Source organism: Psychrobacter sp. CX18, from assembly GCF_057396215.1.
Genome location: NZ_JBXYJH010000003.1, coordinates 167,964 through 182,931 on the forward strand (window position 1 = coordinate 167,964; position 14,968 = coordinate 182,931).

12 protein-coding genes are annotated in these 14,968 nt (G+C 42.0%); 6 read left to right on the forward strand and 6 right to left on the reverse strand.

Going from position 1 to position 14,968, the window contains the following annotated elements:
• Positions 1-115: 115 nt before the first annotated feature.
• From AC2SLT_RS02905 to AC2SLT_RS02915, 3 genes are all read left to right on the forward strand, one after another.
• Positions 116-286, forward strand: coding sequence for a hypothetical protein (locus tag AC2SLT_RS02905; RefSeq protein ID WP_486546026.1), 171 nt, complete (start codon positions 116-118; stop codon positions 284-286).
• A gap of 200 nt (positions 287-486) precedes the next feature.
• A complete protein-coding gene (gene purU / locus AC2SLT_RS02910; RefSeq protein ID WP_486546027.1) occupies positions 487-1,395 on the forward strand; it encodes a formyltetrahydrofolate deformylase in 909 nt (302 codons plus the stop codon).
• Between the two features lie 36 nt (positions 1,396-1,431).
• Positions 1,432-2,763, forward strand: a complete 1,332-nt coding sequence (locus tag AC2SLT_RS02915) for an APC family permease (protein WP_486546029.1) — start codon at positions 1,432-1,434, stop codon at positions 2,761-2,763.
• Between the two features lie 213 nt (positions 2,764-2,976).
• Here the strand turns inward: AC2SLT_RS02915 and AC2SLT_RS02920 are convergent, their stop codons facing one another.
• Both AC2SLT_RS02920 and AC2SLT_RS02925 read right to left on the reverse strand, forming a co-directional pair.
• Positions 2,977-3,810 (reverse strand): inositol monophosphatase family protein, encoded by an 834-nt coding sequence (locus tag AC2SLT_RS02920; RefSeq protein ID WP_486546030.1) that lies wholly within the window; start codon positions 3,808-3,810, stop codon positions 2,977-2,979.
• Between the two features lie 222 nt (positions 3,811-4,032).
• Positions 4,033-6,336, reverse strand: coding sequence for a 1-deoxy-D-xylulose-5-phosphate synthase (locus tag AC2SLT_RS02925; protein ID WP_486546032.1), 2,304 nt, complete (start codon positions 6,334-6,336; stop codon positions 4,033-4,035).
• 995 nt (positions 6,337-7,331) lie between these two features.
• Here AC2SLT_RS02925 and ribA point away from each other — a divergent pair.
• The 3 genes from ribA (at position 7,332) to AC2SLT_RS02940 (ending at position 9,750) form a co-directional block, all read left to right on the forward strand.
• Entirely contained in the window at positions 7,332-8,066 is a 735-nt protein-coding gene (ribA, locus tag AC2SLT_RS02930) for a GTP cyclohydrolase II (protein ID WP_486546033.1), read from the forward strand.
• A gap of 16 nt (positions 8,067-8,082) precedes the next feature.
• Complete coding sequence (gene hemF, locus AC2SLT_RS02935) at positions 8,083-9,042, forward strand: oxygen-dependent coproporphyrinogen oxidase (RefSeq protein ID WP_486546034.1); 960 nt, start codon at positions 8,083-8,085, stop codon at positions 9,040-9,042.
• 249 nt (positions 9,043-9,291) lie between these two features.
• The gene (locus AC2SLT_RS02940; RefSeq protein ID WP_486546036.1) at positions 9,292-9,750 is read left to right on the forward strand and encodes a c-type cytochrome; all 459 of its coding nucleotides are present in this window, start codon (positions 9,292-9,294) and stop codon (positions 9,748-9,750) included.
• Positions 9,751-10,076: 326 nt separating this feature from the next.
• On the opposite strand, the gene AC2SLT_RS02945 is transcribed toward AC2SLT_RS02940, so the two are convergent.
• The 4 genes from AC2SLT_RS02945 to AC2SLT_RS02960 form a co-directional block, all read right to left on the reverse strand.
• The gene (locus AC2SLT_RS02945; RefSeq protein WP_486546038.1) at positions 10,077-11,051 is read right to left on the reverse strand and encodes a mechanosensitive ion channel family protein; all 975 of its coding nucleotides are present in this window, start codon (positions 11,049-11,051) and stop codon (positions 10,077-10,079) included.
• A 320-nt stretch (positions 11,052-11,371) separates the two neighbouring features.
• Positions 11,372-11,917, reverse strand: a complete 546-nt coding sequence (gene gloA, locus AC2SLT_RS02950) for a lactoylglutathione lyase (protein ID WP_486546039.1) — start codon at positions 11,915-11,917, stop codon at positions 11,372-11,374.
• Between the two features lie 212 nt (positions 11,918-12,129).
• Positions 12,130-12,777: a carbonic anhydrase gene (locus tag AC2SLT_RS02955; RefSeq protein WP_486546041.1), complete on the reverse strand. Its 648-nt coding sequence runs from the start codon at positions 12,775-12,777 to the stop codon at positions 12,130-12,132.
• A 563-nt stretch (positions 12,778-13,340) separates the two neighbouring features.
• Positions 13,341-14,759 (reverse strand): FAD-dependent oxidoreductase, encoded by a 1,419-nt coding sequence (locus tag AC2SLT_RS02960; protein WP_486546043.1) that lies wholly within the window; start codon positions 14,757-14,759, stop codon positions 13,341-13,343.
• Positions 14,760-14,968: the final 209 nt, after the last annotated feature.

The window sequence follows — 14,968 nt, forward strand, 5'->3', positions numbered from 1 at the left end:
TAGGGTATAACCTTACCCCAGTTGGGGTGTCTAAGTCACTGCTTTCTCCTAAACTCTGTCATGTAACTGTCGCACACCGCCACGGTAGTTAACTATCCTATAAGGAGTTAGAAACATGACAAAGTCTAAACAAATCACCAAACCCACTCAAGACAACCAAAACCACCGCAAACCGCCAAAATGGCAACTTAGCTTATTAAAGATGCTACTAACTACGTTGCTCCCCCTACTCCTACATACCCCTGATATCACGCTGCATATTTACCATATCCATATTTTTCTGTAGCTTTTGATGAGAGAGCTAAGATTAATTTTTGGTTGTAGGTATAATAGCTAATGCAATACATCAATTAAGTAGATGTTTTAACTATGTGGATATAAGATTTGATATAAAATAAGTGCATAATTATGGTAACTAAAACTTTTAAAATTTCTAGTTACCATAAAACCCTTTGATATCATGCTCATTTAAATAACAAGGTCATCATGTCAGATAAACCACAGCTAAACTCAACGCATTCTCACAGCGCAAAAAATTCTGCCATCGACACCGCTACCCTACTCATTAAATGCCGAGATAAAGCGGGTATAGTGCAAGCTGTATCAGAATTTATACATCGCTATGGGGCAAATATCATTACTCTAGATCAATACTCTACGGCTCATGAAGGCGGTCAATACTTTATGCGTCTGGAGTTTGCATTATCAGGACTGAGTGAAATAATCGACAACTTTGAGGCAAGCTTTGCCCATACGGTTGCTAAACGTTATGATATGGACTGGCGATTGCATGACAATGCTATCAAAACCAAAGTCGGTATTTTGGTGTCTAAGTTTGACCATGCATTGCTAGATCTATTGTGGCGTCATCAACGTGGATTGTTAGACTGTGATATTACTTGCGTAGTGAGTAATCACAATGACTTACGTCAAGCGGTTGAGAACTTTGGTATTGAGTTTTATCACGTTCCAGTAACCAAAGACAATAAAGCAGAGGCTGAAGCAGACATTCATGAAATCATGGCGGGCAATGATTTGTTGGTGCTAGCCCGCTATATGCAGATTTTGTCAGAAGACTTTGTCAATCGCTGGCCGATGAAGATTATCAATATTCATCACTCTTTCTTACCCGCGTTCGTTGGTGCTGACCCCTATCGTCAGGCGTTTGATAAGGGGGTAAAACTGATTGGAGCCACGGCTCATTATGTGACCGCTGACTTAGACCAAGGCCCTATTATCGAGCAAGATGTACACCGAGTCACCCACCGTCAAGGGGTCACTGAACTGCGTGCCATTGGCCGTGATGTCGAGCGCAATGTATTAGCACGGGCGGTGAATTGGCATGTACAAAACCGAGTGATTGTCTCTGGTAATAAAACAGTAGTGTTTAGTTAAGATAAATTCTAATCGTTGCCAATAAGGGAAAAGTATATGAGTTATATGGGTAAAAAGGAAATTTTTACTATTGCATTAGGTTCAGTGATCGGTTGGGGTGCGTTTATTCTTCCCGGCAATGTATTCCTCCCCAACTATGGGGTGCTTAATACCTTAATTGGTTTTATGATTGCCATCATCATGCTGGTATTTATCGAAAACAGCTATTCAAAAGTGATGACCAAAGTACCTGAGTCTGGCGGTGAATATAGTTTTGCCACCACATTACTGGGTAAAAAATCAGGGTTTATTACTGGTTGGGGATTATTGCTTGCATACCTTTCGATTATCCCACTTAACGCTACTGCTGTACCCATGGTATTGGATGCAGTCTTTCCCTTTTACAATAAAGGCCAATTTCTCTATTCCGTCTCCGGCTACCCCGTCTATTTAAATGACATTCTAGTATCTATCAGCATTATTGTTTTATTTACTTTTATTAATATTAAGGGAATTAAAGGGGCGCTTAAAACCCAAAACCTGCTGGTATTCGCATTAATTGGCTCGCTATTATTAATCGGTTTCATTGCGATGTTCAATATCGGAAGCACTCAGATGCAAAGCTTAGACTCTAATTGGGGGGAGCTAAATACCTCATCAATTGTACGGATTATCGCCTTTGCACCTTGGGCATTTATCGGCTTTGATGCGGTTGCACAGATGTCTGGTGACCATAATTTATCTTCAAAATCCGTCTCTAGAATTACCATGCTAGCGATAGTTATTGGTGCAGTGATTTACAATGTGTTAAATGTAGTAACCGCGCTAGGCATCCCCAGTGATGCGCTTACTGACTCTGCATGGGCAACTGGCGAAGCGGTTAAAAATTTAGTAGGCAAAGGTATTTTCTATTTCTTGGCAATTGCTATGTTTGGCGCTGTGGTTTCCGGGCTAAATGGTTTTTTTATTAGTTCAAGCCGACTGGTAGATACCATGAGTGATGATTACAGTGTGGGTAAACGTGAGGGTGCTTTAAAGACAGGTAATGGCACTATTCCAAGATGGGTCATCTACTTTATCGGGGCGTGCGCTATCATTGTGCCCTTCTTTGGTCGTACTGCCCTACTTTGGTTTGTTGACTTGTCGTCGATCGGTGCCTCTGTCGCATACTTTATGACGTGTTTGTGTGCTTATAAGATTGCAGAGGGTCGTAAGGACGTTATCATAAGTTGCCTTGGTATGCTGGTATCGGCAGCATTCTTAGTGTTTCTACTAACCCCTATATTTGATTCAAACATCTCCTTACCATCCTACTTTAGTTTAGCATTTTGGATTGCTTTAGGGTTTGTGGTGTTTATGTACATTAGAAATAGGAAGCAGTTGATTTAAGCTATCGTTAAAGCGTGAATAAGTGCTTTTATATAATAAGCTATCGTCGTAATAACATTGACGAACTCGGTGTCAAACTTGTCAACCCTTCTATCTGTTGCGTTGGCACCCGTCCTTCTCGATAGGTTAATGTCTTAATTTGGCATAAAAAAGTCAGCCTAAATGGCTGACTTTTTTTATTTGATACAGATATCGTGCCGCTAAAGCTAACCTTTAACCGCGAACAGCGTTACCCCACGTTGGAACGACCATCTTCATTAATGGTTTTAATAGCTTGACGTTACAAGCAAAAATAGAGCCTGTTTCCATGGCTTTAGGGGCACCATTATGATCAACAACTACTCCACGCGCCTCATTAACGATAAGCTCGCCCGCCGCAATATCCCATGGCTTAAGCTTCATCTCAAAGTAACCATCAAATCGACCAGCTGCCACATATGCCAAGTCTAGGGCAGCAGAGCCGAGACGACGCACTTGGCCACCTTCTTCTGCAATCTTCTGTAACGTAGCAAAGTGCTCTTTAGCATAAGACACCACTTTATCGCCTTCTTGACGTTCCAAAGGATGACCCGTTGTAAACAAGCCTCCCTCAATAGTTTTACGTTGACTAACTTGCAAGCGGCGTTGGTTTAAACGCGCCCCTTTACCACGACTGGCTGAAAACATCTCGTCACGAACTGGGTCATAGATAACTCCGTGTTCAGTCACACCATTGTGCTGTACAGCGATTGAAATACAAAAGTGAGGCACACCATGCACAAAATTATGAGTACCATCTAGAGGATCAATGATCCAGCACCATTCACTGTCGCTACCTTGACCTTCTTGCATACCAAACTCTTCGCCCAAAAAGGAGTGGTTTGGATAATTGTACTTTAATGTCTCAATGGTCAACTCTTCACTAAAGCGGTCAACCTTAGTTACTAGACCTTCTAAACCCTTTGATTCGATATCAAGCTCAATTTTATGACGATTTTGATGCGCTTTAAGAAGTTCAGCGCCGACTTTCTCAGCAGCACGTGCTGCAATGACAACCATTGGTTCCATAATGTTCCTATTGTTAGGCAGTTAATTTTAAAGCGTTTATTTTTAAAGAATTTAATTTTAGCAGGTTAGTTTTTAGCCCGTTAGTAACAAGGCTTAATTAAAAGGCTATAAGTTTTCAACTTTAGATTGAAAATTTGTATAACGTGCTTTTATCTTTTTAGTGTTATCAATTTATCAATCAGGATAAATAGTGGCACATCATAAACGAGCTAGAAAGTTGATTTATGAGTCAGTTATCACTAATTGCTCTAACTGGGTAATCAGACCAGCCACATCTAGGCCACAGTCCTCTAACTGCTCTTCATGGCTACCATGAGCTATGAATTCATCCGCTATACCGATATTTTTAACCGATACCCCATGAGCCAGACACGCCGTCTTATTTAATAGATATTCATTGACCGCACTACCGGCACCACCCATCACTACATGCTCTTCCAAGGTAACGATATAGTGATAACCTTCAGCAACCAAATTATTTAATAGCTCGCTATCCAGCGGTTTCACCCAGCGCATATTCATCACTGTGATTTCAAGTGAGCTATCGAATTTAGTAGCATTATCAGTGATCTTTTCGACAAGTGCTTTCGCTGCTTTATTTGCAGTAGCGACTATCGGCCCAAAGGCCAGTAACGCTACTTTTCTAGGAGCAACATTTTTAGCCACTGATTTATCATCTACTTCGTTAATATTGAGCTTTGATGATTTATAAACCGCCTCAACGATCGCCTTACCGACCTCATACGTCTCAAAAGGCTTAGTGATTTGAGCCCCTGGTCCTGTTCCTCGTGGATAGCGTACTGCCGTCGTGCCTTTATGTTCATAACAAGTATTTAATAAGTGGTAGCACTCATTTTCATCTTTTGGCGTAGCAATCACTATATTTGGTACGCAGCGCATATATGCCAAATCAAAGACGCCAGCGTGAGTAGCACCATCTTCACCCACTAAGCCTGCCCGATCGATGGCAAACATAACGTCTAAGTCTTGCAAAGCGATATCATGAATAAGCTGATCATAACCGCGCTGAAGAAAGGTGGAATAAATAGCCACAATAGGTTTGACACCAAGGGTTGCCATACCACCCGCTAATGTGACAGCATGCTGCTCAGCGATAGCGACGTCAAAAAAACGTTCAGGAAATAGCTGGGCAAACTCCGTCATGCCTGACCCTTCTTCCATCGCAGGCGTGATTGCCATCAAGTTAGCGTCGGTAGCCGCTTTATCACAAATAAACTCACCAAATACTTGGGAATATTTCTTTTTGTGAATGGGCTCAGCAGATGCCTTATCGGCTTTTTCATATTCTACAGTTGCTTCTGACTGTTTGGGGACTTTACTAATGGCATGGTAGCCAACAGGGTCAGCTTCTGCAGGTACAAAGCCTTTACCTTTGACGGTATGCACATGTACCAGTACCGCGCCTCTCAAGTTTTTGGCGCGCTCCAATACTTGTGTGAGCTTAACCACATCATGCCCATCAAAAGGACCAAAATATTTAAAGCCAATTGCTTTGAATAAGTTGTCTGCAAATAAATCATCTACGATTTTATTAGCAATTTTATCAGGCAGCCCTTCAAGATCGCTTGGGCGTGGTATGGTGCCCTCAGCAAACTGCTTGGCAATTTTCGTAATGATTTTGTTAGGAATGCGCGCTGACCAATCGTTAATAGCACCATTTGCCATATGCACATAATGACGGAAACGCTTGTCTGCACTGTCAATGGTACGCTTAGTTAAAACAGGATTACCTGACTTATCAATATCAATTGCCAGACCGCGCTGCCATAAGACAGCTAGATGCTTCGAGAACCCACCCGTGGCTTGAGAGATTGACATATCATTGTCGTTCAATACGACCATGATATCGGCATCTTGTTGCACCGCATCATTCATGGCTTCAAAGGCCATCCCGCCGGTCATCGCACCATCGCCGATCACACAGGCGACTTTTGCTTGCTTGCCTAAATGACGCAGGGCAAGACTCATGCCCAAGCCGGCTGAAATAGAAGTAGAAGAATGTCCAACACCAAAGGTGTCATATTCTGACTCTTGACGTTCTGGAAAAGCAGTTAATCCATCTTTCGAGCGAATGGTCGATATACGATCACGGCGACCGGTTAACACCTTATGTGCGTAGGCTTGATGTCCCACGTCCCAGACCAGCTTGTCATCGGGTGCATTTAATACATAATGCAGAGCAATGGTCAATTCAACCACACCCAAATTTGCACCAAAATGCCCACCGCTTTGACCGGCTGAATACAGTAAGTACTCACGCAGTTCATCTGCTAATGTCAGCAGTTGTTGTTGATTCAGACCCTTTAAATCAGCGGGAGACTCTATCTTATCCAATGTTGGGGTGGCAGGGCGCGATGTTGGAATTTCAGAAAAGTGACGCATGGCTAGGGGTTTAAAAGTTTTGGTAGTTGCATTAGGCACATCAATACCACTGTCTTCAGTGGATGAATCCACGTGTTGCGTGGGCGCAGGCTTGGGCGTAGTTGAGTTTGAAAATTGCTGCATAGACCTTACAAAACCTACTAATCTTAGTGTATAGATGCTGCTCATCGGGTTGCAAAACCAACTCGATAGTCTGAGGGCTTATTCTTTTTGTAACCCATATATAAAATCTAAAAACCATCCTATCGAAAAGATCATTGCAAAGGCTACTATTAGTAGGATATGCAAGTCTGTCAAAGAAAAGATGTTTTAAGAAAAAGGGTTTACCTAAAACCTTAAACTTAGCATCAATATGAGTGAATATAGATGAAAATAATTTGTCTGTACCTTTAAAACAACCGCTAACTGTCATCATTATTAAATAACTATGTTAAATGACTATAGTAAATGGCTATTTATCTATAAGATATCAGACCTGTGCATCTTCTGCACCAGAATAAAGCATTTTTTGAGTATTTTTAATGTTTGACAGTTATTATAAGACTAACGCAAATAACGGTATTTAAGCTCTTAAAGGCAATTGTCTATTAAGTTTCTGACGCCTTCATTTAGATAGTGCAAATAAATAATGCTCAGTGACTGTTCATTTTAATTCTGCGTCCGTTCTGTAATAGCCCTATGATGACTTAATATACTTGATATTTAACTATTTGCCGTCATTAATCTATCAGTGATAGGGTATACTTATAATGCTATAAAACCTAACTATAACTAATAAAATTTCGATAATGCACGGTCTGACAGTCGGTTGTACCTTTGTCACACACGAATCATGCTCGGTTAATAACGGTGTGATTTTTATCAACTTTATCTCAGGCTAAGCCAACACTGTATCGGTATTAAGAATATGGCATAATAGCATTTTTTTTCATTTAACGCTTTATTCATACTTCACCGTATGTGAATTTTCTATGTTTTTAACTCAATCTAATAATATTTAAGGTCATTTGAACCTGATTAGCTTGGTTGTTATAAATTTTGGTTATTATCGATTAAACATATACCCGCTCTATTTATTTACGTATCTTTATTCACGAATATGACTATTTAGGTCTGCAATGTCTCAACTCACAAATAAAAATACTTCTCAATCGCCATATCGCTTCATCAGTAAAGCAAAACTTCCCACCGCTCATGGCGACTTTGATATCCATGTTTTCGAAAACGATGACGGACAGGAGCATGTGATGCTGACCTGTGGTTTACCAATCGTTGACGACACTAATAGGGTTGCGGAGATAGAAGGCAGAGAAACGGATAACAAACTGACAAAAGCGCCTTTGGTTCGCATTCACTCCGAGTGCCTGACTGGTGATGCTTTTTCATCGCTTAAATGCGACTGCGGACCCCAATTAAACGCCACGATGCAAGCGATACAGGCCGAAGGATGTGGCGCTATTTTATATTTACGTCAAGAAGGACGCGGAATTGGATTGACCAATAAAATTCGCGCCTATGCCCTGCAGGATCAAGGTCATGACACTTTGGATGCAAACCTATTATTAGGCTTGCCTGCCGACGCTCGCACCTATGAGATGTGTAAGCCTATGCTTGAACATGTCGGTATTACGAAGCTGCGATTAATGACCAATAATCCAAACAAGCTCAACTACCTTGAAGAGTTAGGCTTTGACATTGTAGAGCGCATACCTTTAGTGGTTGGTTTAAACCCCTTTAATGCCGATTATCTAGCCACTAAAAGAGAACGAATGGGCCATCATTTGGCGACAGATCTGACGTCCCAAACCTACCTACCAACACATGACTTAGACTATGACAAGCATAAACAGTAATTCAACCGCGAGTGATATGACTCAAACTAGACATCCTGACGTGCAAGACATCCATCGAGTTCGTGAATGGTTATTGCAGTTGCAAGCAAATATATGCCAAGCGCTAGAACAGCAAGAGGCCGACGGTGGTGGCTCTGCAACCTTTACCCCTGATGACTGGAATCGTCCTGAAGGTGGTGGTGGTCGCTCCTGTGTGATGGCTGACGGTGAGGTTATCGAAAAAGCGGGAGTGATGTTTAGTCATATTCATATCAACAACTTACCGGCGACTGCTACCGCCCGCCATCCAGATATTGCAGGTAGAAAAGCACAAGCATTGGGCGTCTCATTGGTGGTTCATCCTCGCAATCCTCATGTGCCAACCAGTCACGCCAATGTCCGATTGTTCGTCGCTGAAAAAGAAGGTGAAGCCCCTATTTGGTGGTTCGGCGGAGGCTTTGATTTGACGCCCTTCTACCCTGTTTTAGAAGACTGTGTCCATTGGCACCAAGTGTGTCATGACTTATGTGCGCCCTTTGGCGATACGGTCTATCCAGATTTCAAAAAATGGTGTGATGATTACTTCTATCTTCGCCACCGTAATGAACAGCGCGGCGTTGGCGGATTATTTTATGATGATGTGAACACCGAAAGTCGAGGCTGGGACTTTGAAACCTGTTTTAAATTTATGCAGGCAGTTGGTCAAGGCTATTTGGAGGGGATAATTCCAATTTTTGAAAAGCGTAAACATACACCAGTCACTGAGCAACAACGCGATTTTCAATTATATCGCCGTGGTCGCTATGTTGAGTATAATTTAGTGTATGACCGAGGTACCTTGTTTGGTTTGCAGAGTAATGGACGTATTGAGTCGATCTTGGTTAGCCTACCGCCATTAACCGGTTGGCAATATCGCTATGAGCCAGAAATAGGTACGCCAGAGTATAAGCTTACGGACTTTTATTTAAAGCCACAAGACTGGCTAAACTTGGGATAAGTCTAAAAAACGTTTAAATTATGCGCTCTTCCTTTTTTGATTACTATTTACCTTTTTGATGACTATTTCCCTTTTTGATGACTATTTGGATACTATTTACAACCTTTTCGATATGTGACATCAAAAAGGATATGCTAGAATTATTTAAGAGTACTACTAGGGCGTGTCCTTATTTTTATCACCATTTACAAAATGAGGACACGCCCTAGACTTTTATAAATCCCCATTAAAATGTAAAAGGAATTAGCCATGCAACTAAAATCATTATTGCTAGCCACTATCTTGCCATTAAGTCTTACTCTTGCTGCCTGTAATGGTGGCACAGCGACTCAAAGCGATGCTGTCAAGGCACGTACTGACTCGATGAAAAACTGGAAAGACGCCACCGGTGTGATGAAGAAAATGGTTGAAGCGCCAGAGACTTTTGATGCTGAAAAATTCAAAGAAGAAGCCAATTTTTTAGCAGAAGATGCTACGAAACCTTGGCAGCATTTTAGTGATGAAAACGATGTTGGTGGTGCAAAACCTGACGTTTGGTCTAATTCAGAAGGGTTTAGAGCGGCGGCTGAAGATTTTGAGCAAGCAACTGCTGAGCTCCAAGCGGCTGCCCAAAATGCAACCTCTGCCGATGACGTGATGCCTGCATTCGCACAGGTCGGTGAAAGCTGTAAGTCTTGTCACAAAGAATTTAAAGCGCCAAATGATTAATACAGTCAGCGAACTACTAAACGGTTACAGTGTTAACCTCGTTAAGCCTACTCCAGTAGCACTTGCACTCGGTTGCCTTGTAACCATTTTAGACTTCTCTGACTTTATTCTTGATAGTTGATGAATTAAGTATTGAATTCATTAATGATTAAATCCATATCCTTGTTTTCACAACATAAAAGCCCTCAACCGATTAAAAATGGTTTAGGGCTTTTTTAAACCTGTCTAATCCGTTCTAATCCGTTTGTTTAGATGACTGATTCATAAACTTGGACGATTTAATCAAAAGATTCTTTAATAAAAATGAGTCTTAAATCAACATCTGGTTAGCTGTTGTTATTTCTTAATGGAGAACTGTCATCCAGAATCTCATCTTTTTTAGCGGTTTGATTTTTCATAATGTGATCGGCAAGTACTTGAGCCGAGCCATCACTAAAGTCGAGCGTGCGTATTGGGAATGGAATATTGATATCAGCTGCGTCAAGATGATCTTTGACCTCAACGATTACTTCGTGAATCGAGGCCACCTTATTTGCTTGAGTCCCGTTGTCAATATACCACCGAACTTTTAAATCAATACTAGAGCTTCCAAATTCAGAAGCCACTACTGAGGGTTCTGCCAGCTTGGATACCGTTTCCGCACTCTTTAATGCTTTGAGTATCGCTTCTTTGGCTCCCCGTATATCATCGTTATACCCTATCCCAACCGTAATCTCTAAGCGGCGACGTTTATAAGCCGTGTTAACGGTCAATGCGCCAGTATAAAGCTGGGAGTTTGGAATAACTACCTGACGACCATCATAAGTACGAATTGTGGTTGCCCGTACCTTAATATCTTCTACCGTGCCTTCATAATCTCCTGAGATAATTTGATCGCCAATACGAAATGGCTCCGACAATAACAACAGAATACCTGACAATAGATTTTGAAAAATATCCTTGAAGGCAAAGCCTATGGCCACAGAGCCTATCCCAAGCGCCCCAACCAATTTTGCGGGCGTAAAACCAGGAATGGCAATAACCATAGCGATCATAAAGCCGACAAATAAGATTAAGGCGCCGCCTATTCGCTCAAACACTCGAACCAAATTGCGATGGGTATGACTCTTGACCAGTACTTTCCCAATAATCCCTTTAAAGACTTTGGACAATAACCAGAAAACCAAAAGCACCACCAGAGCAACGACAAAGTAAGGCACTCTCGCCATAAAGTCTCCAAACATCCCGTTTGCAGACGACGCTATGGTTTGATATTCGACTATCTTCTCGCTTACTTTTTCTGACACATCGACTTCTGGCATTCCCACATCCTTTTAAACTATGTTGGCTAAATTCTAACCTTTAATTTTTATAGTATCAAATTGAGCACCTAATTGTGCTGTTTAAACATCCTCTATAACGATAAATACCCTTTATAAAAAAGCACTTGGTTTGTCCTATTAGAAACCAAGTGCTAAACGCAATCACTGATAATAATGACTGATAGCCAGCTTAACAATGACGTATTAGCAATCACTCAATAACGAACCCATTTAATAAAGACTCAACAAACACTCAAGTAATCACTCAAAAAGACATTTAGGCAGTTGTCATTCAAACACAATCATTAGCTCATCAATCATTAGCTCATAAGGTCGGCTTGTACGATCTCGATCCAGTACCCATCCACATCTTTAATAAAGGCAATATTTTTCATCTTGCCGTCTTCTGGACGTTTTTGGAACTCAACTTTATTGCGATCAAACCAAGCAATCGCCTCTTCTAAGTTTGGCACACTAAAACAAATATGCCCAAAGCCTTGTGGCTCTGAATTGCCATTGTGATAGCTAAAGTCTGCGTTGTCTTCGGTACCATAGTTATGCGTTAGCTCTAAGATACCGCGTTGACGGAAGGTGTAGATAGCCAAATCCTCATCAGCTGGTAAATTTGCCCGTTCTTCATCCGTTAGTTTGGCTAAAAAATAAAGATCAAATGCCATGTCGGGAAATTTTTTGATGGTTAATAGCGTCATGCCTAAGATACCGGTATAAAACGCTAAAGACGCTTTAGGGTCTTTTATGCGTAGCATGGTATGGTTAAAGGTAAAACCAGAAGTGGCGGTAGCGATCGGCTGAACGCCCTCAACTTTTAGTGAGGATTGGGGTTGCTCAATACTATTGATAGACATAATAATTTCCTGTTGGAGTCATTGCTAGAGTCATGGGTAATTTAAAGAGCGACTTCGTTAACCTAACTAAACCTACTAGGGTAGGTCTTGCACTCGGTTACTTTGTCTCTGATTTAGTCTCTCATTAAGTTGCTGATTAGTTGTCAATGATGATACTTTATATTGGTTTACTCAAGTGAAGAGATATCTAGGGCTTATTAGATTTGATATCGTTAATCGGCTAAAAATTCAACCTTACCGGTAGTCAAGTCATATTCTGCCCCGACTATTAAAAGCTCGCCACTACGATGCATGTCTTCTAAAAGTCTTGAACCATGCTTAAGCTGACTGACTGACATACGCACATTGGCACTAATTGAACGATCTATCAGCTCTTGGGCATCAATGTCTGCGCCCGTGGCAGTCGCTAACTCGTGTAAGTTATAAACACTGGGTCGAATCCGATCGACGATAGACTGTAAATTAGGGGTGTAGTTTTGTTCTGGATTGATCAAGGCTTCTACACAAGCAGTCACTGCGCCGCAATGCGAGTGCCCCAATACCACTACCAAACGCGTACCGAACTTCTCTACTGCAAACTCTACTGAACCAATTTGGGACGGCGCTACCACATTGCCTGCGACTCGAATCACGAATAAATCGCCTAACCCTTGATCAAACACAATCTCAACTGGCACGCGGGCATCAGAACAGCCTAAGATAATGGCAAAAGGATCTTGTTCGGCCACCAACTCAGGACGATTTTGCATCATCTGCTCGGTTTCGCTTAGACTTTTGACATACCGAGCGTTTCCTTGCTCTAACAGTTTTAGGGCGTCATCGCCAGTTTTGGGACGGTTTGATTCAGATTTTGAGGTCATAGTTTGGGTCTCATCTTCAAAGGGCATTAACTTTCATGACATTAGCATTAGGGCTATATCTTTAGAACCATATCTTTAAAGTATATAGATATTAAAAGGCTATAGATCTTAAAAATCTATAGCCAGTAGATTTTATCATAACCACATGATGATGGCGCTCGCTATTAAAATTTGACTGACTATCTATAACATAATCACCACAGAGGCTAAGCTCTATACAAAAGAACGGCTGAGAACTAAACCTTTACTTTTCAGGCCTAATAGTGAGCTTTTTAACAATCATGGATTGGGCTTACGTACGGCATTTTAGCCCTGACAGGAGCGGTATACTGCCAGTTTGGGCGGGTTGCGGGGTCTAGGTTTTGAGAGGGTGTCGAGGCAACAGCAACCACTCAAACCGTGTCCCCGCCCCGCCTAGACTGGTAGATATAGCGGATGGCAGGATTGGCTCCTTAAGCTATCTTTATGTTCTGTATTTTATTTTTATCACACTTTTATCTTATAGGACTAACATCAAAAAAGCCCTCACAAAGAGGGCTTAGTCTTGATTCTAATTGAATACGCTACACGTCAAGGAAGTCTAGAATACCTTTGGCGGCTTCACGTCCTTCCCAAATAGCAGTCACCACTAAGTCAGAACCACGCACCATATCGCCACCGGCGAACACTTTAGGATTGCTGGTTTGGAACTTATATGGTTGCTCTTCTGGCGCAAGCACACGGCCAGACTCATCCATGCTAATTTGGCTATCGCCGAACCAGTTTGCCGGACTTGGACGGAAACCAAAAGCCATAATGACCGCATCACAGTCGATAATCTCTTCTGAGTTTGGAATTGGCTCAGGACGCTGGCGACCACGATTATCAGGCTTACCAAGTTGAGTAGTGACTACTTTTACGCCAGTGACTTTGCCATTTAGGCCGATAATTTCGGTAGGTTGACGGTTGAATAAAAACTCAACCCCCTCCTCTTTTGCATTTTTAACTTCGCGTAGTGAGCCGGGCATATTCAATTCATCACGGCGGTACGCACAAACCACGCGCTCTGATCCTTGACGAATGGCCGTACGGTTACAGTCCATGGCGGTATCACCACCACCGAGCACCACGACCTTTTTATCTTTTAAATTAATATACTCATCGGAATCTTGTTCCCAGTCATTACAGCGATTGACATTGGCAATTAAGTAATCAAGGGCATCATAAACTCCGTCAAGCTCTTCGCCCGGATAGCCGCCACGCATATAGGTGTATGTTCCCATTCCCATAAAGATGGCGTCATACTCCTCCATCAACTCATCGATAGTGACGTCAGTACCGACTTCAGTGTTGAGTCGAAATTCAATACCCATGCCTTCAAATACGGTACGGCGGTTACGCATCACTTCTTTTTCCATTTTAAACTCTGGAATACCAAAGGTTAGCAGACCACCAATTTCAGGGCGTTTATCAAAGACAACAGGCTTGACCCCTGCCCGAATTAAGATATCGGCACAACCAAGACCAGCAGGGCCTGCACCAATGATGGCAACTTTTTTATCAGTCCATTGCACATCACTCATATCAGGACGCCACCCTAAAGCAAAGGCGGTGTCGTTAATATACTTTTCGACATTACCAATCGTCACTGCCCCAAAACCATCGTTGAGCGTACACGCACCTTCACATAGTCTATCTTGCGGACATACTCGGCCACAGACTTCCGGTAAAGTGTTGGTACTGTGGCAGAGCTCTGCTGCTTGAAAAATCTGACCTTCTGTGGCTAGTTTGAGCCAATTGGGAATGTAGTTATGTACCGGGCATTTCCATTCGCAATAAGGGTTACCACACTCTAAACACCGGTGCGCCTGATGAGCGGCGTGCTGAGAGTCAAAGGGCTTATAAATTTCAACAAACTCAGTTGACCGAGTGACCATGTCTTTTTTCTCAGGCTCACTACGCGGTACATCTAAAAACTGGAAATTGTTATTGATACGCTTCATTAGGGTTTTGTCTCCTTAAGTTGGTATTACACTTGAACACAGGGCACTTAAATAGGGTTAGCCTGTTGGTTTCTATCAAGTCGTAAAACCTGCCGCAAGAGGGAATATCCCTCAGTTGGACAAAATATTCTGGGTGTTTTATCAAGTCGCTTATCATTAAAGTCAATGAGTATGACTCATTTAATCAGTATCGTTGAGCTTTTTGTTTG

Coding starts and splice junctions, on each gene's coding strand:
- AC2SLT_RS02905 (WP_486546026.1), top strand. CDS start 116: ATGACAAAGTCTAAACAAATCACCAAACCCACTCAAGACAACCAAAAC.
- purU (WP_486546027.1), top strand. CDS start 487: ATGTCAGATAAACCACAGCTAAACTCAACGCATTCTCACAGCGCAAAA.
- AC2SLT_RS02915 (WP_486546029.1), top strand. CDS start 1,432: ATGAGTTATATGGGTAAAAAGGAAATTTTTACTATTGCATTAGGTTCA.
- AC2SLT_RS02920 (WP_486546030.1), bottom strand. CDS start 3,810: ATGGAACCAATGGTTGTCATTGCAGCACGTGCTGCTGAGAAAGTCGGC.
- AC2SLT_RS02925 (WP_486546032.1), bottom strand. CDS start 6,336: ATGCAGCAATTTTCAAACTCAACTACGCCCAAGCCTGCGCCCACGCAA.
- ribA (WP_486546033.1), top strand. CDS start 7,332: ATGTCTCAACTCACAAATAAAAATACTTCTCAATCGCCATATCGCTTC.
- hemF (WP_486546034.1), top strand. CDS start 8,083: ATGACTCAAACTAGACATCCTGACGTGCAAGACATCCATCGAGTTCGT.
- AC2SLT_RS02940 (WP_486546036.1), top strand. CDS start 9,292: ATGCAACTAAAATCATTATTGCTAGCCACTATCTTGCCATTAAGTCTT.
- AC2SLT_RS02945 (WP_486546038.1), bottom strand. CDS start 11,051: ATGCCAGAAGTCGATGTGTCAGAAAAAGTAAGCGAGAAGATAGTCGAA.
- gloA (WP_486546039.1), bottom strand. CDS start 11,917: ATGTCTATCAATAGTATTGAGCAACCCCAATCCTCACTAAAAGTTGAG.
- AC2SLT_RS02955 (WP_486546041.1), bottom strand. CDS start 12,777: ATGACCTCAAAATCTGAATCAAACCGTCCCAAAACTGGCGATGACGCC.
- AC2SLT_RS02960 (WP_486546043.1), bottom strand. CDS start 14,759: ATGAAGCGTATCAATAACAATTTCCAGTTTTTAGATGTACCGCGTAGT.